20 protein-coding genes, 2 tRNA genes and 2 rRNA genes are annotated in these 25610 nt (G+C 29.8%); 16 read left to right on the top strand and 8 right to left on the bottom strand.

Annotated elements, in window-relative coordinates; all coding sequences use genetic code 11:
• From C661_RS0120455 to C661_RS0120445, 3 genes are all read left to right on the top strand, one after another.
• Positions 1-91 (top strand): 23S ribosomal RNA (locus C661_RS0120455); the annotation flags it as partial.
• 166 nt (positions 92-257) lie between these two features.
• Positions 258-332 (top strand) — tRNA-Asn (locus C661_RS0120450).
• Between the two features lie 241 nt (positions 333-573).
• Positions 574-3039 (top strand): ABC transporter substrate-binding protein, encoded by a 2466-nt coding sequence (locus C661_RS0120445; RefSeq protein WP_017417187.1) that lies wholly within the window; start codon positions 574-576, stop codon positions 3037-3039.
• 324 nt (positions 3040-3363) lie between these two features.
• Here C661_RS0120445 and C661_RS0120440 read toward each other — a convergent pair whose 3' ends face one another.
• The gene (locus C661_RS0120440) at positions 3364-4254 is read right to left on the bottom strand and encodes a ComEC/Rec2 family competence protein (RefSeq protein ID WP_017417186.1); all 891 of its coding nucleotides are present in this window, start codon (positions 4252-4254) and stop codon (positions 3364-3366) included.
• Positions 4255-4535: 281 nt separating this feature from the next.
• Here C661_RS0120440 and C661_RS0120435 point away from each other — a divergent pair, with 281 nt between their 5' ends.
• The gene (locus tag C661_RS0120435; protein WP_017417185.1) at positions 4536-5240 is read left to right on the top strand and encodes a lysophospholipid acyltransferase family protein; all 705 of its coding nucleotides are present in this window, start codon (positions 4536-4538) and stop codon (positions 5238-5240) included.
• A gap of 275 nt (positions 5241-5515) precedes the next feature.
• Here the strand turns inward: C661_RS0120435 and C661_RS0120430 are convergent, their stop codons facing one another.
• Positions 5516-6961: an NADP-dependent glyceraldehyde-3-phosphate dehydrogenase gene (locus C661_RS0120430; RefSeq protein WP_017417184.1), complete on the bottom strand. Its 1446-nt coding sequence runs from the start codon at positions 6959-6961 to the stop codon at positions 5516-5518.
• 79 nt (positions 6962-7040) lie between these two features.
• Entirely contained in the window at positions 7041-7349 is a 309-nt protein-coding gene (locus C661_RS0120425; protein WP_017417183.1) for a hypothetical protein, read from the bottom strand.
• A 178-nt stretch (positions 7350-7527) separates the two neighbouring features.
• Here C661_RS0120425 and C661_RS0120420 point away from each other — a divergent pair, with 178 nt between their 5' ends.
• On the top strand, positions 7528-7977 hold the full coding sequence (locus C661_RS0120420; RefSeq protein WP_017417182.1) for a hypothetical protein: 450 nt from the start codon (positions 7528-7530) through the stop codon (positions 7975-7977).
• A gap of 149 nt (positions 7978-8126) precedes the next feature.
• Here C661_RS0120420 and C661_RS0120415 read toward each other — a convergent pair whose 3' ends face one another.
• Positions 8127-8351 carry a DUF378 domain-containing protein gene (locus tag C661_RS0120415; protein ID WP_017417181.1) on the bottom strand — a complete coding sequence of 75 codons (225 nt, stop codon included), beginning with the start codon at positions 8349-8351 and terminating at the stop codon, positions 8127-8129.
• A 251-nt stretch (positions 8352-8602) separates the two neighbouring features.
• On the opposite strand from C661_RS0120415, the gene C661_RS0120410 reads away from it, so the two are divergent.
• Positions 8603-8953 (top strand): hypothetical protein, encoded by a 351-nt coding sequence (locus C661_RS0120410; RefSeq protein WP_017417180.1) that lies wholly within the window; start codon positions 8603-8605, stop codon positions 8951-8953.
• Between the two features lie 102 nt (positions 8954-9055).
• On the opposite strand, the gene C661_RS0120405 is transcribed toward C661_RS0120410, so the two are convergent.
• Positions 9056-10651 carry an amidohydrolase gene (locus tag C661_RS0120405; RefSeq protein WP_017417179.1) on the bottom strand — a complete coding sequence of 532 codons (1596 nt, stop codon included), beginning with the start codon at positions 10649-10651 and terminating at the stop codon, positions 9056-9058.
• Positions 10652-10939: 288 nt separating this feature from the next.
• Here C661_RS0120405 and cysS point away from each other — a divergent pair, with 288 nt between their 5' ends.
• Both cysS and C661_RS0120395 read left to right on the top strand, forming a co-directional pair.
• On the top strand, positions 10940-12346 hold the full coding sequence (gene cysS, locus C661_RS0120400) for a cysteine--tRNA ligase (RefSeq protein ID WP_017417178.1): 1407 nt from the start codon (positions 10940-10942) through the stop codon (positions 12344-12346).
• Between the two features lie 202 nt (positions 12347-12548).
• Positions 12549-16865: a 2-hydroxyacyl-CoA dehydratase gene (locus C661_RS0120395; protein WP_017417177.1), complete on the top strand. Its 4317-nt coding sequence runs from the start codon at positions 12549-12551 to the stop codon at positions 16863-16865.
• Between the two features lie 38 nt (positions 16866-16903).
• Here the strand turns inward: C661_RS0120395 and C661_RS0120390 are convergent, their stop codons facing one another.
• Positions 16904-17557, bottom strand: a complete 654-nt coding sequence (locus C661_RS0120390; RefSeq protein WP_017417176.1) for a hypothetical protein — start codon at positions 17555-17557, stop codon at positions 16904-16906.
• Between the two features lie 229 nt (positions 17558-17786).
• On the opposite strand from C661_RS0120390, the gene C661_RS22990 reads away from it, so the two are divergent.
• The 5 genes from C661_RS22990 (at position 17787) to C661_RS0120365 (ending at position 21989) form a co-directional block, all read left to right on the top strand.
• On the top strand, positions 17787-18917 hold the full coding sequence (locus C661_RS22990) for a DUF3298 and DUF4163 domain-containing protein (protein ID WP_017417175.1): 1131 nt from the start codon (positions 17787-17789) through the stop codon (positions 18915-18917).
• Positions 18918-19083: 166 nt separating this feature from the next.
• Complete coding sequence (locus C661_RS0120380; RefSeq protein WP_017417174.1) at positions 19084-19494, top strand: bis(5'-nucleosyl)-tetraphosphatase; 411 nt, start codon at positions 19084-19086, stop codon at positions 19492-19494.
• A 301-nt stretch (positions 19495-19795) separates the two neighbouring features.
• Positions 19796-21196 carry a hypothetical protein gene (locus tag C661_RS0120375; protein ID WP_017417173.1) on the top strand — a complete coding sequence of 467 codons (1401 nt, stop codon included), beginning with the start codon at positions 19796-19798 and terminating at the stop codon, positions 21194-21196.
• A 567-nt stretch (positions 21197-21763) separates the two neighbouring features.
• Positions 21764-21880, top strand: a 5S ribosomal RNA gene (gene rrf / locus C661_RS0120370).
• 33 nt (positions 21881-21913) lie between these two features.
• Positions 21914-21989, top strand: a tRNA-Lys gene (locus C661_RS0120365).
• 52 nt (positions 21990-22041) lie between these two features.
• Here C661_RS0120365 and C661_RS24095 read toward each other — a convergent pair.
• Complete coding sequence (locus C661_RS24095) at positions 22042-22209, bottom strand: hypothetical protein (RefSeq protein ID WP_017417172.1); 168 nt, start codon at positions 22207-22209, stop codon at positions 22042-22044.
• 420 nt (positions 22210-22629) lie between these two features.
• Between C661_RS24095 and C661_RS0120355 the strand changes: the two genes are divergently transcribed.
• Complete coding sequence (locus C661_RS0120355) at positions 22630-22884, top strand: hypothetical protein (RefSeq protein WP_017417171.1); 255 nt, start codon at positions 22630-22632, stop codon at positions 22882-22884.
• 138 nt (positions 22885-23022) lie between these two features.
• Here C661_RS0120355 and C661_RS22450 read toward each other — a convergent pair whose 3' ends face one another.
• Positions 23023-24171, bottom strand: a complete 1149-nt coding sequence (locus tag C661_RS22450; RefSeq protein WP_017417170.1) for a VOC family protein — start codon at positions 24169-24171, stop codon at positions 23023-23025.
• 191 nt (positions 24172-24362) lie between these two features.
• Between C661_RS22450 and C661_RS0120345 the strand changes: the two genes are divergently transcribed.
• A complete protein-coding gene (locus C661_RS0120345; RefSeq protein ID WP_017417169.1) occupies positions 24363-24788 on the top strand; it encodes a hypothetical protein in 426 nt (141 codons plus the stop codon).
• An 18-nt stretch (positions 24789-24806) separates the two neighbouring features.
• Complete coding sequence (locus C661_RS22445; protein ID WP_017417168.1) at positions 24807-25166, top strand: PH domain-containing protein; 360 nt, start codon at positions 24807-24809, stop codon at positions 25164-25166.
• Positions 25167-25610: the final 444 nt, after the last annotated feature.

Genomic DNA, 25610 nt, shown 5'->3' with positions numbered 1-25610 from the left:
CTCCTGAAAGAACATCAGGTTGATAGGTTAGGGGTGTAAGCATGGTAACATGTTTAGCTGACTAATACTAATAAGTCGAGGGCTTGACCTAATTGATAAATTCTGAAATTTAATAGTAGCGAACAGAACAAGGAAGTGAAGGAATGAGGAGCAGAGTTTACATAGGCGTAAATGAGCACCGCAGTGACTGAAACTGACGTAGTAATGTGAAGCTAATATTAAATTTGAATCACTGTGCAATTTTGAAAGAACAGTATTCCGTGGTAGCTCAATGGTGGAGCACTCGGCTGTTAACCGATAGGTTGGAGGTTCGAATCCTCTCCACGGAGCCAAACTTTCATAAAATAATATAATGTTAAATGAAGCAATAAAGTTCTTAGTTTTCCTAAGGGCTTTTTTTATTTCCCTTTTATCCGCGTTTTTAAAATTATATGGTGCTACTTAAAAATTGTTTATAAGTGCAAATATATGATTAATTATGGGGTTTTATATAAAAAAATGGTAAAATATATATAAATATAAAATAAGGGTATATTTATAAATTTTTAAATTTGTAAACAAGGGGAGAAAAGTATGTTACTAAAAAAAAGAAAGCCAAATAGAGAGCAAGAGAGTAGTATTGCAATAAGAGAGAAGGAAATAACCAGTACTGAAAGTATTGTAGATGTCACTAAACTACTAAAAAATCAAAAATACCAAGGAATAATGTCTAAAAAAATTATAGTTCAGGCAGAAGAAGCACTACAAGTAACTGAAATGTTGCTAAACTCTGTTAAGGAAGTAAATAAAGAGATTGAAAAGCAAGATAACCATATTACAAAGACTGTAGATACATCTAATACAGTAGCAGCGTTTTCACAAGAAATAAATGCAGGAGTAATAGAAACCATAAAGGTTATAGATGAAACTTTACAACAGGCAGAAAAAGGACAAGCATCTTTACAAAATGTTGAAATAAGTATGAGTAATATTAAATCAATTGTAGAAAACATGGAAACAACTATGAGAGACCTTGTAGAGAAATCAAATAAAATAAAAGGAATAGTAGATACAATAAAGGGAATATCAAAAACTACCCATTTATTATCATTAAATGCTAATATTGAGGCAGCTAGGGCAGGCGAAAGTGGAAAGGGATTTGCAGTTGTAGCTGGTGAAGTGAAAAAATTGGCTGAAAATTCTTCAAAATCAGCAGATGAAATTGACAAGATAATATCTGAGATATCAAAGGTTACAGAAGCCACATCCAATATTATTCTTCAGAGTGTAGAAAAGGTTATTGAAGGTAGTAATGTTACACAAGAAGCAAGTAATGTTATAGATGAAATGATGAAACAAATTCATACTACTAGACAAACTTCTCATAAAATTGGTGAAGCAGTAGTTGAACAAGCTAACAAAAATCAAAATATGATAACTGTTATAGAAGATATGGTAAAAGCTATAGATTCTGTTAAAGCATTAAATGAAAATATTTCAGTTGATGTGTATAGGCAGAAGGTATCTCTAAATATGTTAGAAAAAACTATAGAAAATCTGAATGTGATTGCAAGTGAAGAGGAAAGTAATACACAAGTAGAGAGCAAGAGTTTTTCCATGGATATTCAAGCACCAAGTGATTTTGATCCAGCAGTAATTATAGAGTCTCAACTATCAAGCATTATACAACCATTAAATCTAGGGTTAGTGATGATAGGTCCAGGAATTGATCCTATCGGAGGAATAGCTCAAACTTGGCACTTAGATGATGATAATGTGACTTGGAATTTTACCCTTAGAAAGGGGCTAAAATTTCATAATGGAAGGATTATTACAGCAAAAGATGTAAAGTACTCCTTTGAAAGACTCTTAAGTAGAACGTTAGATTCACCTAATAGGTGGTTTCTAGCTATGATTAAAGGTGCAGATGAGTTTTACAATGGTAGCAATAAAGAAGTATCGGGAATAATTATTAATGGAGATTACAATTTAAAAATAGTTCTTCAGTATCCATATGGATCATTTATCAATAATTTATCTCATTTATCCTGCTCTATAATACCCAAGGAAGAAGAGTATAGATTGAGAGATAATCCAATTGGAGCAGGTCCATTTAAGTTTAAATCTGTTAGTAAAGAGGAAGGTATAGTAATCTACACTAAATTTAATGAATATTCTTTAGGAGAATCATTACTAGATAATTTAATACTACATACTACAACGGAAGAGTCTACAGAGAGATTTATAGATGGAAAAATAGATTATATAGAGGTGAATGCGCGAAACAAGGGTAAAGTGTTAGAAGCAGGATATAAGCTATATACTACAGAATGTATTGGATCAAGGTTTTTATTATTTAACTTTTTTAGAAATAATCCATTAATTCACAATGTTAATGTGAGAAAAGCTATTAATCATGTTGTTGATAAACAAAAGATACAAGATGAGGTATTTAGTGGAATGGAGCCAGTTGCAAAAAGTGTATTTCCTACTAGTATTCTTAAAAATCCATCTAGCAAAGGCTATCCTAAAGATATAAGAAAAGCTCGCGAATTTATGAAACTTAGTGGAATAAATGGTGGGAAAATTAATTTTGGAGTTTCTAAAAATGACTCTAAAGATACTGCTCATTATCGTCTAGCAAATATTTTGAAAGAAAGTTTAAGTGAGTTGGGTATTTCTTTAGAAATAGTAGAAATAGAACCTAGAGATTATTATAATTTTAAGGCTATACAAAATACAGACATGATACTTTATGGATGGTTAGGGGACTCAGGCACTGCAGATAATTTTATAGAGCCATTAATTGATATAAATAATACTTCTAACTTAAGCAAATATGATAATCCACGACTTTTGGAGCTACTGAATACAGCAAAGGCTACAAAAAATCCATATACGTATAACGAGCTACTATATAGTCTAGATAACATAATTACTGAGGATGCGCCATATGTATTTTTATCTCATATATCCTCATTATATGCTGTTGCAAAGGATGTAAAGGGCCTAGTAGTTCATCCTTTAAAATCAATTAGATTTGAAAATATATGGAGATAAGCAATCAATAATTATATTTAAATTATTTAAATATAATTGAAAGTACAATTTTAAGTTTTATTGTTAATTTAGATATATGATTATTAGAGATAATTTTATTGATTTATTTCTCAAAAGTATCAAGGCATCCAAGTTAGTTCATAAATAAACTAACTTATGCCATTATTTATCCACATGAAAGATAAATCAAAGATTTGTTATATAAACATGCTAGAATCTTAAAGAAATAGTATAAAATAATATATTATTCTTACCCATAATCAAAAGCTTCATATTTTAAAATAAAAAAATCACTAGAATATAAAAAATATTTCTAGTGATTTTTTATTTAATATTAGCTGTAAAGGAAGATAGGTTTTTACCGTCTGATGCAAAAATTATATCACCTTGCTTATCTGTCCTATAACCTTTAATTTTCAGCTCAGTAAGTGTATTTAATGTAACCTTATCAGGATGACCGTAGTCATTCCCTAAACCACAAGATATAACAGCATAGGTGGGATTTACCCTGCTAACAAAATTTTTAGAAGATGAGGTTTTACTTCCATGGTGACCTATTTTCAAAACTTGTGCAGCTAAATCTGCTTGACCTTTTATTAACTCATCTTCAATAAGTTTTTCACTATCACCAGTAAATAAAAAGGATATCTGTTTAAATTGCAACTTAATTACTGTAGAATAGTTATTTAAGTTATCATAATTATCCTCTTGGGGAGACAGAAATGTAAGTTTTGTATTTTCATTAATATTAAATTCTAGTCCTGATTTTGAGACATTAATTTTCTTATTTTTTTTACTGAGCTCTGTTACTAAGTTTAGGAAATCCGTGTTGTGGGAGGCAATCTTAGGTGCAAAGAAATTATCAACAGTAAAGTTACTAATAATATCATCCATGGCACCTATATGGTCCTCATGTGGATGAGTAGCAATAACATAATCTAGTTTTTTTATGTTCTGCTTATGAAGATATCTAATCACTTTTTTTGAACTTGTATTTGGACCACTATCTATAAGTAGATTTTTATCATAACTTTGAATTAAGATACAATCACCTTGACCAACATTTAAGAAATGAACTTTTAAGTCATAGTTTAAAGGTAAATAGTGTGAGCTATTAGAAGAATTAGTTAATAAGGCTATTGCTTTACCTATAAAGCTAAAGCAAATAATTAATATTACAACTGTAAAGGGTATTAAGTATAATCTTTTTTTCATATAATAACTCCAATAAGAAAATATTATTTATATATAGTAAGAAGGAATGGATAAATAGAATTTTTTTACATAAATATACAGTAATAAATTTTAATGAGGCAAATTCATTACAACTTATATATGATTATTGACATATTTATTTATTTTATAATTATAAAATAAGTTTTTAGAAGTTATTTATTATGTACATAGCGAAGGGCTAATTATTATTCTTTAATTCAGGAGGAATAATTGGTATAATAAATTGGATATAAATATAGGCATGAAAAGGAAGGAATAACATGAGAAAAGTTTTTTTTGCAGTTAGGTTTTTTGGATATATGATATATATTGCTTTGAGAAAACTAAAATTTAACCTTATCAAGTCAAAGTTAAATGAGGAAGAGAGAGAAAGTTATGTTTTCGATGTGGTAAATAATTGGTCAAAGGCAATAATAAAGTATTCAGGATTAAAAGTTGAAGTTTTCGGTAAGGAAAACTTACCGAAAACTACATGTCTTTATGTAGCCAATCATCAAAGTCAACTAGACATCCCATTAATTATGGCTAACATTAATGAAGTAGCTGGTGCAATAGCAAAAAAAGAAGTATCAAGTTGGCCGATAGTAGCTTCTTGGATGAAGGAGTTTGACTGTGTATTTATAGATAGGGAAAATACTAGAGAAGGACTAAAGTCAATATTGCAGGGGGTGGAGAATCTTAAAAGAGGAAGATCCATGCTAATATTCCCAGAAGGCACTAGAAGCAAATCACATAAGATAAATGAATTTAAAAAGGGGAGTATGAAATTAGCAACAAAAGCAAAAGTGCCTATTGTTCCTATAACTGTAGATGGTGCTTTTAAGGGGCTAGAAGAGCATAGTCCACAGGATTTAGTAGCGAAAATTATTTTTCATCCAGCTATTAATGTTGAGGATTTGACTAAGGAAGAAGAGAACAACTTAGCACAAATATGTGAAAATATCGTTTCTTCTCCATTGCAATAAGTAATAATTTATAATATTATTCTTTTCGCACTTTAAGTTTAATTTATTTAAGAAGTGTAAGTAATTTTAAATATTTTACGCGCTCCTACTTAACCTATAAGATATAAGTTCAAAACTTACTATGGAAGTAAAAGAAACATAAGAAGTTGGGTAGCCATAAATATTGTTTGAGGTTTTAATATAAATTTCTATAGTATAAAACGTGATTTTACTTTATTATAGTTAAATCACGTTTTTGTTTTAATAAGTCATATTCACTTTAGAGATTATCATAGTTAATCAACAGTAAGCACAATAGATTTAAGTCTACTCATTGCTTCAATACTGTATCGGATTCCTTGAGTTCCCATGCCAGAAGCTTTAACACCTGAAAATGGAAAGTGATCAGGACCTCTTTCCGACTTATTATTTATTTGAACAGCACCAACTTCAAGTTTATTAGCAACATAAAAGGCATGATTTATATTTTGAGTAAATACAGAAGATTGAAGGCCATACTGTGATTTATTTGCAATTTCTATAGCTTCCTCCATATCCTTTACTCGTATAATTGGAAGCACGGGGCCAAAAGGTTCTTCCCAAGCAAGTCTCATTTCTGTTGTTACATTGTCAAATAAGGTTGGATAGATGAGATTTTTTTCTCGCTTATTACCACAGAGAAGAGTAGCGCCTTTATCTAAGGCATTCTTGATTAAATCCTCCACAAAATCTGCTGACTCACTATTAATAAGTGGAGTTACTTCGCAGCCATCTTCTGGACTACCAACTTTCAAACATTTAATCTTTTCTAACATCTTTATTACTAATTCATCAGCTACATCTTCAGTTACAAGTACCCTTTTAATTGCTGTACATCTCTGACCAGAGTAGCTAAATGCTCCAGAGATAATCTCTTTCGCTGCATCCTCTAAATCTGCATCCTTTAAAACAATTGCAGCATCTTTACCGCCAAGTTCAAGCATCAGCGGTACCATACCAGCTATTTTAGCAATATGTTTACCGATTTCAGTAGAACCTGTAAAGTTTATAAAGTTTATTTCTTCTTTTGTAACTATATAATCTCCAATTTCAGAGGCTTTTCCTGTCACTGTATTTAATACTCCACCTGGCAGTCCAGCTTCTTGAAATACTCGAGCAAGGTGAAGGGCACTTATAGAACCCTGAGTTGGAGGTTTTAGAATAACACTATTACCAGCTATTAAAGCCGGTGCTATTTTAGATGCTGAGAGATTAATTGGGTAGTTGAAGGGGGATATAGCTAATACTACTCCAAGGGGAACTCTTTGAGCAAAACTCATCTTATTTTTTTTAAAGCCTGGGAAATTATCAGCACCAATGGCTTCCCCATCCATATGTTTTCCAGCATCAGCTGTGAACCTTATAAACTCAGCAGTTCTCTTTACTTCAGAAAGAGAGGAGTTGATATCTTTACCAATTTCATTCATTAAAATTTTAGAAATTTCCTCAGCTTTACCTTCAAGTATAGATGCAGCTTTATGTAAAATTTCAGCTCTTTCACTTATAGGTGTCTCACCCCAAAGAATTTGTGAAGTTTTTGAATTTGCAATTACTTTATCAATATCTTCTTTACTCATTGCTGGAACTGTACCTATAATCTTATCATCAATAGGAGAAAATATAGTTATAGTTTTTTCAGTTGAAATCCAGTTACCATTAAATAAATTGCAATAGTGATTTTCATTTTGTATACAATTAAACAAAGAATTCACCTCACTAGGAATTATTTTATTAATTGTAGTATGAACAATAAATAATTTATTTATGATAATTGTTAATAAGCTAGCTCAGCATATTTTTTTCGATGTACTCTATTTTTCTCTCTAAATTGTTCAGATTAGTTTTGACTGAAGCTAGATCTTTATCTAGAAGAACTTTTTTTGATTCTAATTCCTTTAACCTTTGTAATAGCAATTTATTATCCTGTTCTTTATTTGTAATTATTGGTTCATAGATTTTTTTAATAGTTTTTCTTTTTTTAAAAGCAAAGTCAATGTATTTATAAAAGTTATATAAAACATTCTTTGTGAATTTCGATAATTTAATTATAGATCCATTTATATTTTTTAATAATATTTTTAAGCTATCCATTAAAATCACCTCTTATAATATATATTTTAAGAGGCTTTAGAGGATAAGTCCAATGTTTTAGCGAATTAATGGATTTAAATGATAATGGAAAGCTAAATATCTTTTTATAGCATAGATATTACAAAATCACTAGATAATTATGATTTTTAATATTATTTAAGAAAGGCAAGGTGAGGCTATGGATGATAAGTTTAATAGAAGTTATGTATGTAAAATTAATGATTATATGAGAAAGATTGATGATAATAAAATTAAGTTGGAGAAGGAAGTGGAGAAACTTAATTCACAACTATTTTTAAAACTAGAAAAGTATAATGAGCTGGTTAAAAACAAAAAGGATTTGGAGCAAAAGTATGAGCAGTTTCTAAATTTTATCATAAATAGGGGAATGAGTTTTGAGGTGAACAATAGTTACCATAATTTAAAACAATGGGATAGTATTCAAATCACATTTGAAAAAAATAGAGTTATTTTTGGAGATAAAAAGGGACAAGTGATAAAAATAATAGAAGATCTTCAGTTTATTATTATAAAGGATATGTTAGACATGGGATATAGCGGAAGAGCTATTGTAATAAGGATACAGGAAAAAATTGCTCTTATTCAGCTAAGATTTAATAAAATATAGTTTAGCATCTTAATAATATAAAGGAAGGATATATTAGTTATTTAATATATCAGAACAACTTAAAAGCTTAAATTATATACTTAAGTCCTAAATGTGCAAAATAGGTAGTTAAACTAAAAGTTTAACTACCTATTTAAAAGAGTTTTGGTCTAATCCACGTTGTTATATCTATTTCTTCCTAAGAATGAAAGCGCATATAAACCACATAATCCTACTAGTCCGTATACTATTCTGCTTAAACCATTTATAGTACCAAATACTCCGGAACCTGCAAATAAAGCGGCTACTAAGTCAAAACCAAATAAACCTATTAGACCCCAGTTAACTGCTCCTATTATTACAAGAATTAGTGCTATTGTATCTAATGCTCTCATAAAAACATCTCCTTTTCAATATATTTACAATAGTTATTATTTACAGAAAAAAATATTTTATAACATTATTTTATAAAATTTTCACTTCATTAACATTTTCTTACATGAGTTTTACTATAGAGATAAATATAAAAATATTTCATATATTTTAGTAAAAATTATTAAATATACTTCAGGGATATAAGCTATATTTTTATCATAAATTAATATATAATTGTTAGTATAAATAATTTATGGAATGAGGGATTAATGTGCAAGCAATTTTATTTGTTCTTAGTATTGTTGTTTTTGCCTTTGGTGTACTACTTATATATCAACTACTTAAGCCTCTTGTTTTGGACAAGATAAGGATTAATAAGTGGATTATATTAGCAGCTGCATTAATAGAATTTATTGTACCGTCAATTATATGGCCGACAATGCCTAATATTTTTGTAAAATATATTGTTCCAGGAGTTTTTGTGATTTTATTTTTATGGTTCCTAGACTTATCAGGATATATAAAAAAGAATCAACAAAGAGTAGCTTCATATAAAAAAAATAAAAACAAGAGCAATGTAGTTATAAAGCCAAAAGCTAAACCTAATAGAGTGAAAAAATAAAGGTAGCAATTTAATTTGCTACCTTTTTTAAGCTAAATAAAATTAATATCCATATTAGAGAACTTGTAAAATAAAAAACAAATCATTATGCTACTTGAGCCCTTAGTATTTCTTAATACCACCTACGTAAGTTTCAAGTATAATAACCTCTTTAATTTTCTCCTTATCAATTGTAGTAATATTATCAGAAAGTATTATGAAATCTCCATAAAAATTTTCCTTTATTTTACCCTTTTTATTTTCCTCAAAGCTCATAAAGCTGGAGCCAATAGTATAGCATTTAATTGCATCCATCACATCCATAGACTCGTTAGGATAAAAACCTTGTGGTGGATTGCCACTCAAGTCTTTTCTGTTAACTGCTCCAAATATTCCCTCAATTACATTAAATTTTTCAATAGGAGCATCAGAACTGAAGGCTACTGGTATGCCCATTTTAACCATAGTATTAAAGGCATAGCTATCCTTAGCTCTTTCTTTCCCAACAGCTTTCTCAACTATAGGATGATCGGTCATTATAAAAGAGGGCTGTACATTTGCAATAACTCCCAAAGATTTGAATCTATTAAGCAGATTATCATTGGTGAATTGTGCATGAACAATTGTTGGTCTAAGATCATTTTTAGAACTATGTTTATTTAATTTTTCATATGAGTCTAATACACTTTCACAGGCTTTATCACCGATAGCATGGATAGTTAATTGAAATCCAAAATCATGTGCTTTCATAACTAACTCATCTAGTTCTTGTTGGTTGTATATTAGAACTCCATTATGAGGTTCATCTGAGTAATAATCCTTCATTGCTGCAGTTCTTCCACCTAATGAGCCATCCTGAAACAATTTAACTGGCCCAATTCTTAAGAAATCATTTCCAATATTGCTTCTTAAATTAAGTTCTTTTGCTTCATTGAATAACTTATCAGTGTTTAAGTTAAGTTGCAAAATAAATCGTATAGGAAGGGAGCCTTCTTCAGCTAATTCACTGTAAGCTTTAATTAAATTTTTTAAGCTTTTGCAATGACTTAAATCTTCCGTTTGAATAGTAGTAATACCACAACTTAATGCATCTATAAAGGCTGATTTTAAAGCTATTTTTATATTATTTACTGTAAGAGGTGGAAGATTATCTAAAGCTATATTTAGAGCATTTTCACGTAGTATACCTGTAGGTTCGCCACCTTCTTTATCAATGACTCCACCTGAAGGGTTAGGAGTATTACAATCAATATTAAGAAGTTGTAAAGCTTTAGAATTTACTACAGCTATATGCCCACAAATTCTTGAAAAGATGATTGGGTGATTTAGTGAGATTTTATCAAGGTCCCATCTATTAGGAAGCCTTTTCTCTTTAAATAAATTGTCATTCCACCCACGAGAAACAACCCAGCTTTCATTAGGTATATTTCTTTCATTAATATAGTCTATTGATCTACTGATTAAGTTTTCAATTGAGTCAATATTCACTAAATTAACGTTATTTTTTTGAATTGCATAGTTTAAAAAATGCATGTGTCCATCATTAAATCCGGGTAAAACAGTTTTCCCTTTTAAATCTATAATAGCTTCATTTTTGTAAGAACTTAAGATTTCAGAATTGCTACCAACTTTAACAAAGTTTCCATCTATAACGCAGAAACTTTCACACACCTTATTCTCATCAAGAGTTATTATGTTACCATTAATAAATACAGGCATAGTATAAGTACACGTCCTTTCGCAAAATATAAATATATTATAACTTATATTTTCTACAACTAATTAAAAGTTCCTTTAAGAAAAATTAAATTTACTTGAATAGTGGGATAAAATATTGTAAATTTTTAATAATGTGGTAAAATCAACATGTATACATAGAATCACAGCATAACTATTAGAGAAAAATACTATATAAAATTAGATTTCTTTATTGTTTAGAAATTTAAATTTATAAGAATATAAATAAAATAATGGTTATAGAAAATAAATACAAGAGGAGTGAAGTACATGGCTTTTTATTTATATAATACTCTTTCAAGAGAAAAAGATGAGTTTATTTCAGCAAAACCTGGAAAAGTGGGACTGTATACCTGTGGACCAACAGTTTATAACTATGCCCATATTGGAAACCTAAGAACTTATATATTTGAAGATGTGCTTAAGAAATCCTTAGAATATGTAGGATATAAAGTTAAACATGTAATGAATGTCACAGATGTAGGACATCTTCAATCAGACAGTGATGAAGGCGAAGATAAAATGGCTATTGGAGCTAGTCGTGAGAAGAAAACTGTATGGGAAATTGCAAAGTTTTACGAAGATGCTTTTTTTGAAGATTGCAAAAAATTAAATATTAAAAGGCCTACAGTTGTGTGCAGAGCTACTGAACACATCGATGACATGATAAGTTTTATAAAGGACCTTGAAGAAAAAGGCTATACTTATGAAGCTAATGGAAATGTGTATTTTGAAATTGATAAGTTTAAAGATTACACAAAACTCGCAAATTTAAGTATAGATGAACTAGAGGCTGGAAGCAGAATTGAAATAGATCCAAATAAGAAGAATCCCTTAGATTTTGTATTATGGTTCACAAATTCTAAATTTGCTAACCAAATTATGCAATGGGATTCTCCTTGGGGAAGAGGGTTTCCAGGTTGGCATTTAGAGTGCTCTACTATGTCAATTAAATATCTTGGAGAGAACATTGATATCCATTGTGGAGGAATAGATCATATTCCAGTGCATCACACAAATGAAATTGCTCAATCAGAGGCTTCTCTAGGGCACAAATGGGTTAACTATTGGGTTCATGGAGAGTTTCTGGTATTAGATGGAGGAAAGATGTCTAAATCTAGTGGAGACTTTTTAACAGTTTCAAGACTAGAAAAAGAAGGTTTTAGCCCACTTGATTATAGATATTTTTGTTTGCAATCTAGATATAGAAAACAATTGGTATTTAGCTTTGAAAGTTTAGATGATGCAAAAAAAGGTTACAAAGCATTAAAGAAGAAAATTTCTTCCATCATTGGGGAAGTAAATGATAACTTACCAGTAGATAACAGTAAGCTTGAGACTTACAAACAGAAATTTATTGAGCATATAAGTGATGATTTAAACATTGCTAACGCATTTACAGTTTTAAATGAAGTTATTAAAGATAACCAGCTTAATAATAAGGAAAAAGCTAATTTAATAGAGGAATTCGATAAAGTTTTATCTCTTGATTTAATGATTATGGAAAAAGAAGCTGTAAATGTAAATGAAGAGTTAGTAAATCAATTGATTGTCCAAAGAAATGAAGCAAGAAAAGCTAAAGACTATAGCAGAGCTGATGAAATAAGAAATGAGCTTTTAGCTATGAATATTGAAATTTTAGATACAAAAGAGGGAACAACTTGGAGAGCTAAGTAAATATTCTAATGAGAGAATAGTTCTAGACTCTATTGACTAAGTTGAATTTCAATACTAGACAATTTATTTTGAGTTTTAAAATCAAAATGGTAATAATTTCATTCAGAGACTATATAAATAGTGTATAACTATTAATATAGTCTCTGAAGTTTATTAAAATTAAATTATTAAATTTAATAGGGAAATGAGCGGGGAAAAAAATATGGACATGCTATTACATTTAGGTTTAGACGTGGGGTCTACAACAGTAAAACTTACAATTTTAAATGAAGATATGAATTTAGTTTATAGCAAATATGAAAGGCATTATTCTGATATAAGAAGCACAATTAAAACATTGATTTCTGAGGCTGCTGTATATTTTAAAAAGTATAATATTACTATTAATGTTACAGGGTCAGGAGGGCTTTCTGTATCTAAGTGGCTAAATATACCTTTTGTTCAAGAAGTGATTGCTTGCACAAAAACTATTGAGTCTACATTAGGCGATGTAGATGTAGCAATAGAACTTGGTGGAGAAGATGCAAAAATTACCTATTTTAAAAATGGATTAGAACAAAGAATGAATGGAACCTGTGCAGGTGGTACAGGTGCTTTTATTGATCAAATGGCAGCCTTACTTAAAACAGATGCTTTAGGGCTAAATGAGCTTGCAAAAAATTATTCTACAATACATCCAATCGCTGCTAGATGTGGAGTTTTTGCCAAGTCAGATATTCAACCTTTATTAAATGAAGGTGCAAAAAAAGAAGATATTGCAGTGTCAATATTTCAGTCTGTAGTCAATCAGACTATAAGTGGACTTGCATGTGGAAGACCTATAAATGGAAACGTGGCATTTCTAGGTGGACCATTATATTTCTTAAGTGAACTAAGAAATAGGTTTATAGAAACTTTAAAACTCAGTGAAAGTCAGGTTATATTTCCAAGAAATTCTCAACTGTTTGTCGCAATAGGCGCTAGCTTATGTTCAGTATCTAGTTACGTAATTCCATTTGAAGAAATATGTAATAGGATAAATCAAATGGAGGATAACAACAAAAAAGAGGTAAATAGATTAAATCCACTTTTTAGAAATGAGGAAGAGTTAAAGGTTTTTAATTATAGGCATAGCAAAAACTGCATTGAAAGAGGCGTTTTAGAAAGTTATGAGGGAAAATGCTTTTTAGGAATAGATGGAGGATCCACAACTACAAAGATAGCTCTTATAGATGATAAAGGTAGACTTCTTTATTCTTTTTACGGAAGTAATGAAGGCAATCCAGTTGAAGTAGTAAAAACAACATTAAGTAAACTTTATGATATCATGCCGAAAAGTGCCATTATAATGAATTCAGTAGTAACTGGATATGGTGAAGCTTTAATAAAAGCAGCTTTTAAAGTTGATCTAGGAGAAATAGAAACCGTGGCTCACTATAAGGCAGCTGAATTTTTCCTTCCAGGAGTAGAGTTTATTTTGGACATTGGTGGACAAGATATGAAGTGCATTACTGTTAAGAATGGTGTTATAAATTCTGTGATTTTAAATGAGGCTTGTTCAGCTGGATGTGGCTCATTTATACAAAACTTTGCAGAATCATTGAATATGTCTGTTGAAGAATTTTCAAAGGTAGCTTTAATGGCTGAAAATCCAGTAGACTTAGGGTCAAGGTGCACCGTATTTATGAATTCAAGAGTAAAGCAAGCACAAAAAGAAGGGGCATCTGTTGGAGATATATCTAGTGGATTATCTTATTCAGTAATTAAAAATGCACTATTTAAAGTAATAAAAATTAGAAATCCAAGGGACATGGGAAACAAAGTAATTGTTCAAGGGGGAACCTTTTATAATGATGCAATTTTAAGAGCTTTTGAAATAACCTCTGAAAAAGAGGTTGTTAGACCAGACATTGCAGGACTTATGGGAGCCTTTGGGTCTGCACTTATTGCTAGAGATAGGTATGTCGAAGGCAGCGCTTCATGTCTACTAAAAGAAGAGGAATTAAATAGATTTAACACTTATTCCTCTGTTAAGCGTTGTGAATTATGTGGTAATAACTGTATTTTAACTATTAATAAATTTTCGGATGGAAGAGACTTCATAACTGGAAACAGATGTGAAAGGGGAGCAGGTCTCAAGTTAAAGAAAAACCAGTTACCAAATCTTTTTGAATACAAATATCAAAGAATGTTTAATTACAAACCCTTAGATACAGATAAAGCATATAGAGGTACAGTAGGTATTCCTAGGGTGTTAAATGTTTATGAAAACTATGGTTTTTGGTTTACCTTTTTTACAACCCTGGGATTTAGAGTAGAGTTGTCACCTCGAAGCACAAAACAATTATATGAAAAGGGCATGGAAACAATACCATCTGAGTCTGCTTGCTATCCAGCAAAGTTAACTCACGGACATATAATGAGTCTTATAGATAAAAATGTAGATTTTATATTTTACCCCAGTGTGTTTTTTGAGCAAAAGGAGCAGGTAGAGGCAAATAACCAATATAACTGTCCAATTGTAATGTCTTATTCTGAGGTAATCAAGAATAACATGGATATTCTAAAAGAAAAAAATATAAAGTTTTTAAACCCATTTTTGTCCTTTCATAATAAAACAGCAATATCGAAAAAACTTTATCAGGTATTTTCAGAGTATGGTATTTCTAAAAATGAAATATTAACTGCTGTGGATTCAGCTTTTTTAGAAGATAAAAAAATTAAAGAGGATATAAAGAGGAAAGGTGAAGAAACACTAGAGTATATTAAGCAAAACAATATTAAAGGTATTGTATTGGCAGGTAGACCTTATCATGTTGATCCAGAAATAAATCATGGAATTGATAAGTTAATAACCTCATTTAATATGGCGGTGCTAACAGAAGATTCAATTGCTCATTTAGGAGAGGTAGAAAGACCCTTAAGAGTAGTTGACCAGTGGGTTTACCATTCTAGGCTTTATGCAGCAGCGCATTTTGTTGCAAAGGAGAAGTCTATTGAGCTTATTCAACTGAACTCTTTTGGCTGTGGGTTAGATGCTGTAACTACTGACCAAGTACAAGAGATACTTGAAAATAACAATAAAATATATACATTGTTAAAAATTGATGAAGTAAATAATTTAGGATCTGCAAGGATTAGAATAAGATCTCTAAAGGCAGCTATGGAGGAACGAGATAGATTAGGGGTAGGACCATGTAGACTAACAAGTGAAAAAGATAGAATTCTATTTACGAATGAGATGAAGGATACTCACACAATTTTGTCACCACAAATGTCTCCAATTCATTTTCAGTTTTTACAAACTGCTTTCAATGAAGAAGGATATAAATTAGTTGTATTAGAAACTACATCCTCTAAAACTATAGAGGAAGGATTAAAATATGTGAATAATGATGCTTGTTATCCATCAATATTAGTAGCAGGGCAGCTAATTGAGGCATTAAAAAGTGGAGCGTATGATTTAAATAACACATCCATAATTATATCTCAAACAGGTGGAGGATGTAGGGCAACAAATTATATTGCATTTATTAGAAAGGCACTTAAAGAAGCAGGTTTTGAATATATCCCTGTGATTTCTTTAAATTCCGTAGGTTTAGAGCCTAATCCAGGATTTAAGATAACTTTGTCCCTACTTAAAAAGGCCCTTATGGGGATAATATATGGCGATTTGTTGATGAGAATACTTTATAAAACTAGACCTTATGAGAAAATCAAGGGATCAGCTGTGGATTTATATAATAAGTGGGTTGAAATCTGTAAACAATCATTAATAGCTGGGAAATATAAAGAGTTTAAAAGTAATATTCAACAAATTGTAAAAGAATTTGATTCTTTACCATTGTTAGATGTTAAAAAACCTAAAGTGGGATTAGTAGGCGAAATACTAGTAAAGTTTCATCCTCATGCTAATAATAATATTGTAGATATTATTGAAGAAGAGGGCGGAGAAGCTGTTATGCCTGATCTAATGGATTTCGTATTATATACTTTGAAAGATTCAGAAGTTAAGGCTAATGAATTATATTTCGAGCCCCTTTCAAAGTACACGTCGCAGTTAGCTATATCTTTACTAGAAAAGTTTCGAAGTCCAATGGTTAAGGCATTAGAAAATAGCAGTAGGTTTCAAGGTCCAAGGAGTATTAATTTTATTGCAAAGGAAGCAAAAAATATTTTATCTCTTTGTAATCAAACCGGAGAAGGTTGGTTCTTAACTGGGGAAATGATTGAGCTCATACAAAGTGGTACAGAAAATATTGTATGTATGCAACCCTTCGCATGTTTACCAAATCATATAACAGGAAAAGGAATGATGAAAGAACTGAGAAGGAGATATCCTGGAGCAAATATAGTGGCAGTAGATTATGATCCTGGTGCAAGTGAAGTAAATCAATTAAATAGAATTAAACTTATGTTGTCAGTTGCTTTTAAAAATCTAGAAAACTGTACTCCTACTACTGAAGAGAAATTAGTAATTAATGATAAACTTATTGAGGAAGTTTTTGAAGAGGTGGCAGCAGCGACAGATAAACACTAAAATAATACAAATAGCCTTCATGAAATTTAACATGAAGGCTATTTACATTGGCATAATATTTTTATGAAATCATTAATTCTATGTTCAAGAATGTCGTATATGCACTGAATCTGATCCATAATTTCATAAGTAGTCTTTTCGTAACCTTTTATTTTATGAGTTTTACGCTTAGTAGTAGTAGAGAGAGATAAAGATTGTGCCGTATCCTTAAAAGAAGCAGCAGAAATGACAAGTTGATAAAGAACTGTAAGTGCCGGAGTGATACAATTTTCAACATAAACTTTTTCAAAGGTATTAAAGGGAAGTTCATTCAATTGATTTTTTAGTGCATTTATGGTGGTTACATGTTGTAATACACTATTCAAACTATCTAAAACTGAAGTGGGTGAACTATTACCATTATTATCATTATTGGTGCTAAGTAATTTATTAATGCTATCTAACTTATTATTTATATCGCTATAAAGGCTACTATCACCATTTAAAGAAGAAATATTTAACTTATTTAACGAATTAATTAAGTCTTGGAGTTGGTTTTCTCCCATAAGCTTAGGCAAGGCATTTGAAATTTTTTCCTCATTTATAATTGAGATTGGATCAATTATAGTTTCCCTGTCAGCAATAGGGCTTAAAGCAACATTTTTATCCTTATTTGATACTTTTCGCATATTATTAGTTTCATCCTTTTTCATAGCACAACTCCTATTAAAGATTACTATTTATATATACAATTAGCATGAAATTTAGAACTAATTGCATTTTTTGTTAGGTAATTGGCAAATAATAAGTAGAAGTAAGTAATTATCTATAAATATAAGTAGTAAGATGTCATAAAAAAAAATTTAGGATTTACATAATAACTGTAATTTTTTGGAATTCATGTGTTATTATAAGTTTATAAGTTTAAAGGAGGATATACCTATGAAAAAATTCATAAGCTTAACCTTATTAAGTATTTTAGCTTTTACCTTCACAGTATTTTTGAGTACTGATGATGAAATTAAGGATGTCCAGGCAATTACCCCTACAATAAAAGTTTATGCTGAAAATAGCCAAATAAAGCTTTTAAATAAGAATGTTAAAAAGATTAATGAGCAAATGGAAATAGACTTGCAAGAACCAAATATAAAAGGATTCTCAAATCAAGACTTTGAAAAGAAAATAAATGAAGATATAAATAACTACATAAATAATCTAAAAGATCAATTTGAAAATACACTTGAAAAAGACACTCTTTATGCTAAGGAAAAAAAATATTCACTGCCTAGATATGAGATGAAAAGTAATTATGTTGTAACATATAGTGATGAAAATTTCTTAAGCTTTACAATTACTACTAATAGTTTTACAGGGGGAGATTATAGCACAATAAATAAAAAAAGTTACAACATAGATTTAAAGGGAGAGAAAATAGTAAATTTACAAGACTTGTTTAGCGAAGGTGAAGATTTTCAACAAGTAATCAATAATAAAATAAGTGAAGACATAGCTAAAGTTAAGACATCTTATTATACAAATAAATTTAGTGGTATAGATTACGACCAGCAGTTTTATATGGAAAAAGATCATATAGTAATACACTTTCCTATGAATGAAATTGCACCTTATACATTAGGCGCACCTGAGTTTAAAATTTCATTTAATAATTTCCATAAGGGAATAGATTTAAAATCTATTCCAAATAATGGTATTCAAGGGATTACCACAGAGAAGATTCTACGACATAATAAAGAAGTAAACACAACTATTAAGCTGCCGAAAATACAGTTAGAGAACAGTAGGCTAACTGGTAAAGTAAATGATTACATCGAAAATCATATTTACTCTTTTGTAAAATCCATTGAAAATGAAAGTAAAAATAAAAAGAATATGAATAATGGAAATAGTATTTTTATACCCTATAATGTGAATGTGTCCTATAAAGTATTTAATAATAGCAAAGATAAAATTTTAATAGGAATAAGTAAAACTCATTTTGATGGAAATAACTCAAAAACCACGGATAGTATAATAACTATTGATATTAAAAGCGGAAAAGTTACATGCAAATAAAAAGTGTACACACTGTACACTTTTTATTTTATAAAAAAATAGAAGGACATTTAATAGTAATATAGAATTAAATAGTAATGGATTATGTAATAAGAATATTTGTAAATAAAAGTTATAAATATTACATAAATTAATTGAGAATATGTTGATTAAAGGAGGATTGTCTATGCAATATGAAAAATCCTGTGGCGCAGTTGTATTTATAAACAATGGTGGTAAATCAGAATTTTTAATTATTCAACAAAATATAAATATATATTGGGGATACCCAAAGGGACATATGATTGAAGGAGAAACTGAAGAGGAAACTGCTCTTAGGGAAGTAAAAGAAGAAACCGGGTTAGAAGTAGATATATTATCAGGATTTAAGCATAGAATCGAATATAAACCACGACCAGATATAGCTAAGGAAGTAATATTTTTCTTAGGAGAAGCTAAGGGTAAAAATGTTGTTATTGACAAATCTGAAATACAAAGCTATCAATGGGTAACTTTTGAAGCAGGACTAAGAAAGGTTACCCATGAAGTAAGTAAAGAACTTTTAAAAGAAGCCTATGAGTATATTAAAAAGTTATAAGATTAATTTTTAATTATTAAGAATGGGGAATCATTTAATAATGAGTTTTTATAGAATGCAAAACATAATTACATTAGTTAATTGTGTTTTGCATTTTTAGTGAAAGAAATTGCGTCAATTTAATATATTAGTTGATAAATTCATGTAACTTGTAAAAGTTCCGCACTAATTTTATAAATAGTTAAATTACCGATTTATAAGAACGAGACATGTAAGCTTCTCAAGTGTTATCTAACACCTAAATATACATTGAGCATATTGTGTATTATAGAAAAGGAAAAACACATGAGGAGATGAGAAAATGATAGAATTAACTGCATTACATTACATTTATTTAATTCTTATTTTATTGATTTTGGGTATAATGATTCGCAAAAGAGATTGTTCATTAATATGTATTGTTGGTATATTTATACTAGCTTTTATTAGTACAAAGTCTCTTTCATTCTCCATAATAGGCGTGTTTAATAGTTTTATATATGCTATAACAGAGTTACTACCAACCATTTTAATAATTTCAGTAATTGTTTCTCTAAGCAAACTTTTAGCTGTTACAGGAATTAATGAAGTAATGATAAAGCCGTTTACTAAATTGATAAAAAATGATGTTTTAGCTTTTTGGGTAACTGGTCTAACAATGATGGTAATATCCTGGTTTTTTTGGCCATCGCCAGCAGTAGCACTAATTGGGGCTATTATTGTACCGGTTGCAGTGAAAGCGGGGCTCCCGGCAATTGGTGCAGCAGTAGCTATGAATTTATTTGGTCATGGAATAGCACTTTCTAGTGATTTTGTTATTCAAGGAGCACCTAAACTCACTGCCGATGCAGCGGGTATACCAGTTAGTGCTGTAATATCTGCAACAATACCATTAATAATTGTTATGGGTTTGGTTACAACCATTACAGCATTTATTATTTTAAAAAGAGATATGAGAAGAGGTACTATTAATAATGAATTGCTTACAGATACTTCAATAGAAATAACAGAAGAGGAGGTAAAGGACAAAGTTAAGTTAAGTTATAAGTGGAAATTAATATTTTCAATATTAACTCCATTACTATTTATTATTGATGTAATGATAATGATATCACTTGATTTAAAGGGTGGGGATGCTACTGCACTAATCGGTGGAACTGCTATATTCCTACTAATTATAATCTCTTTAAAAACATTTAAGCTTGAATCATTGGAGAAGATTACTGGATATTTTATTGATGGATTCCAGTTTGGGTTTAAAGTTTTTGGTCCTGTAATACCAATAGCAGCCTTCTTTTATATAGGAGATATGGGATTTGTAAAAATTATTGGAGACTATTTGCCACAAAACTCTACAGGTATAGTGAATGATTTAGGATATGTACTTGCTCATTCAGTTCCTCTAAATAATGGGGTAAGTGTAGCTACTTTATCTACTGTAGGAATAATTTCGGGCCTTGATGGGTCGGGGTTCTCAGGTATATCCTTAGCTGGATCTGTTGCTCGTTTATTTGCTACAGCTACTGGGGCAAATACTGCCACTTTAACTGCATTAGGACAAATATGCGCCATATGGGTTGGAGGGGGGACTATCATTCCCTGGGCAATTATTCCAGTCGCGGCGGTTTGTAAGGTTTCACCCTTTGAACTTGCAAGACGTAATTTAGTTCCCGTAGCAATAGGAATTGTAGCAACTACAATATTTGCATTGTTTCTTTTATAACTACAATCCTGAATTGATACAATAACGTAAAGCTTAAAATTATAACACTTGTACTCGAAACAGATAATAAAAAGCTTTTAGAATAACTTAAAGTTACTCATATAGGTAGCAATATACAATTATAGGAGTGTGATTGGCCACATTCCTATTTTTATATTTGATGAGATATAAAAACAGCATATTGTTTTGTATATATTTATAGTTTTATAATTAATTCTTAATAACTTTATGAGAGAATATTTTTTATTTTAGTGGTTATAGTGAATTACTAAATAACATTTTAATGTTTTAGAAATAATCAAATGTGGTATATAAGGCTTTACCAAAAATCGGGAAGAGATTAAGCAAGTGAGATAAATTGGTTGCTTGACAATTTTAAGTAGGAGTGATATAATATGAAATGCTTAAATGAATAAGCAATACAAAAATCAAATTGTTTTAAGTAATATTAATTGTAATATTACTATGGGCGATGATATTAGAGAATTTATTGCAATATAAATTAAAATACTTGTATTGGTCAACACTTTAGGTTCACTTTTATTATCGTAATTTTAAGTTTATGTATCCGGTGATTATGTCTTGAAGGTAACACCCGTTCCCATGCCGAACACGAAGGTTAAGCTTCAAAGAGCCCATGGTACTTCAAAGGAGACTTTGCGGGAGAGTAGGTTGTCGCCAGGTAACGTTAAGCATATAAAGTATGCTTAACGATATGGTTCACTAGCTCAGTCGGTAGAGCACATGACTTTTAATCATGGTGTCCGGGGTTCGATCCCCCGGTGAGCCACCAAATAAAAAATCCACTCAAAAGTGAGTGGATTTTTTATTTTAATTTGATAATTCTAAAATGAGGAAGAATTATCTTTAGAGTTATCATTACTGTTTGGATGAGAACTTACTTTAACTCCATTTATAATGCCAACATCTGCACCATCTTTTGGATACATTTTTCTTAGCTCTGCCTGTGATTTCTTTCCTTCTTTAAATCTATTCTTATTATTATCAACCATATAGCTACCTCCAATCATTGTTTGTCTTATATTAATTTATCCCTAAGAGGAAATTTTATGTGCTTTTTTAAAGACAATTATTAAAAGTAAATTAACTATGAAAGAATTAAAATAGTGATAGTGTACAAACCTTAGAAGCGTCTACTGTGGTCATCAAAGGAATAATTGTAGGTATATATGGTTTATGATAATACTGGAAATATTATTATTTAAAGGATTGAATTTGATACATATTAGGCATTAGATTATTTGAACTTATATATTTAAATAGTGGTTCATTATGTAAACAAAACCACAGTTTTTTCATATTATATATTGTGTACAGAATTCGATGTACATAAGCTTTTGCTTGTGGACAACTTAGTGTGTTTGATGTTTCTTGCAAGCTTATAAAATTTATATAAAAGGAGAGTTTATTATATGACAACTCAAGAATTATTACAAAGTCTTATGAATGATCCTGAAGTTAAAGACTTATTAGCTAGATTGAATACTGGGGAAGATGTAAGTGCTTTAGTGAATAATAGCGGAATAAATAATGCATATTTACCAGAAAACTATGGGTGTTGTCCAAGACCACAACCTAGGCCAAACAACTTTAATTTTGGATTAGGCATACTTTTATTGCTTTTATTCTGTTGTTGTGGCTGTGGTGGAGGATTTTTACTCTGCTAAATATAGTCAATTGCTAGACATGATTAATCATGTCTAGTTTTAATTTTACAAAAAAATAAGGAATAGCAGCAAAGTTAAAGTTTGCAGTTACTCCTTAAGAAATTCAAATATGATAAAATTCGTTCCTAAAACTAAGTTTTACTGTTTATCTGTAGCTTTGGTAAGATCTCGTACATTGTCGCTAGTAAAAAACCCATCAAAATCTCCATACCTACATATATATTCGTTAACTACAAAAGTACTAGGAGAAGGGTGAGAAAAAGTTTGCTTTATTCCTTCTTCCTCTGAACCCACTAGATTAATCAAGAATTTCATATTACTATTTTTAAGCTCTTCAAAGGTTTTTTCAATGTTTTCAGTATAAAATGCAATATGATGAACTCTTGGTCCGTAATTGTATACAAACTTTTCAGTAGGTCCACTTTGTTCTAAGTCAGTAAATGGAGTTATACCTGAAGTGAATACCATAGCAAATTGCTGGCCCTTCATCCTCGCAACGTTGGTAATAGAATTTAAGTTCTTAACATAAATGGAAAAGTCAAAATTATAATCTGTTAATTCCATGAGCTCTAGTATTGCAGCATCTCTATGTTTGGCGATGATACGAGTTGCAGCATGATCAACGAAACCAATATTTTTTGTATACTCTGGCTTTGAAAAACTGGTTTTTCTGGACAACTCTATGTCAGAAGCATCTCTATAAATTCTCTTATTACCCTTCCATTGTATAAATCCATAAGATGTGCCCGTAAATGAGGAAGGGATAGTTTGCACAAAAAAGTAATTATCATGTTCAATAATCTCAGAAGATAAGAAATTTATTCCACGATTTTTTTGTATGGTAAAGTACTTTCTAATATTTGTAACTTCGAAAATGAAACACTCTATTCTTGTATTTGGACGAATTTCACTTTTAGGATTTAGATTATATTTTATAAAAGGATTATCCTTCTCTTTTCTTGTTGATACTATAATATCAGAAGAATTTTCAAGCTTTAGCACATTCATATTTAAAGAATTGTTTTCAAAGGCCTCATTAACGGTATAGCCAGTATACATTAAAAATTCATCTATCGTATTATTAAAATAATCTTCTTCAGCATTAATTAAAATGCATTGTAGACCTTTTACTAATTTATTCAACTCTAGTTTAGTTCTTTTAAAGATAATATCATTGGCTTCCTTTCTTAGGACGCTATCGTCGTTATTAAATTCATTAGAAGAAAAAACACTTTTCTTTAAATGAGGATGGATATCCCAAAAGTTTGAAACTATAAAATCATTCATAATTGCCCTCCAAAATAGTTATTTATTGAAAAAATCATCTTTAAATTTATATGTAAGTTAGGGGTTAAATATTATTAGTTAATAGAAATTACTAAATTTTTTATTAGTATAAAAGTATAAGTGAGAGATAAAACTAAGTAATAATTTAAGGCTGAGGCAATGGTGGAAGGTACTTATAAAGGAGAAAGGTTATGGAGAATATACTTATAAAATTTGATGAAAAGAACTTATCCAAAGAAGCTGTTAATTTATTAAGACGTATTCAAAGAAGGTATGGCAATTTTAAATTACGTACATATGTTAATTGGTGCATTATAAAAGGGATAGATGTAAAAATTAGTAGCGAAATAATAATACAGTATATAAATATAATCCATAATGAAAATCGGGCTACTTGTAATATTACTAATGAATTATTAAATCATCTTAAAAGTATTATAAATAAAAAATATATAAATAAAAGGGAAGAAAACAAAGCATATGAAATTATGAGTGATATTGCATTTATCATCGAAAATAGTTACACTAATAATCAGGATAATATGAAGGTAGAGGGTGAAGGTTTTTTCTTTAACTTCTTTAAATGGATTAAAAATTTTTTAAAGATGATAAAATGATTTGTAGGGGGATTTCATATGGATAAAGCAGCAAAACTTCTCGAGTTAGCTAAAGATAATTTTGAAGAGGGGGAAGAGGTGTTAAGTTACGTTGATGGTGCATTTCAGGCTACTGTAAAAAATAGAAACACTATGAGGACAGGAGTGCTAATTGCTACAAATAAAAAGCTAAGATTCTGCGGGAAAAGGTTGTTTTTTATTTATGATGATGTAATAGAATATAGTGATATATATAAGGTTGAACTTACAAAAGAGAAATTTGGAGACACTATATTTATAGATGGAAAGAAACAATCGTATTTCATGAGATTTATTATTAGTAAAGAAGTAAGTAATTTTTTTAATATTATTAAAGAGTATAAGGGGAAAAGATTTTAGACATAAGTTGAATTATGGACAGAAGTTATAAACTAAATAAGAAACAATTCTATAAAATACTATTTTAATACTAATAGATTAAAATAGTAGTATAAAAATATACTTTTATGGGGAAGTTTATTTAATGTAAGAAGATAGTAATATTTGAGTTGTTAATTTTAAGTGGTAGTTTTAATGAATAATAGATAATGAACCTTTTTATTCTATATTTTTGTTGAATCTATCTATTTATTTAATTAAATGCAAAAAAAGTTATTGACGGAAAGAAATAACAATGATATTATAATAACAGACCGCAAGAAACGACATAATAAAACAATAAATTGGTCTTTGAAAATTAAACAGAGAAAAAGGTAAAACCAGTTAATTCTGAATCAGAAATGATTCTTAGTGAACGATAAGTTCACAAAATGACTTTAACAAGTCAGCGATAAATAGAGCATA

This window comes from Clostridium tunisiense TJ, from assembly GCF_000300195.1.
Taxonomy (GTDB): Bacteria; Bacillota; Clostridia; order Clostridiales; family Clostridiaceae; genus Clostridium_J; species Clostridium_J tunisiense.
Note: the sequence above shows the minus strand (reverse complement) of the source record. Positions and strands in the feature narration are given on the sequence as shown.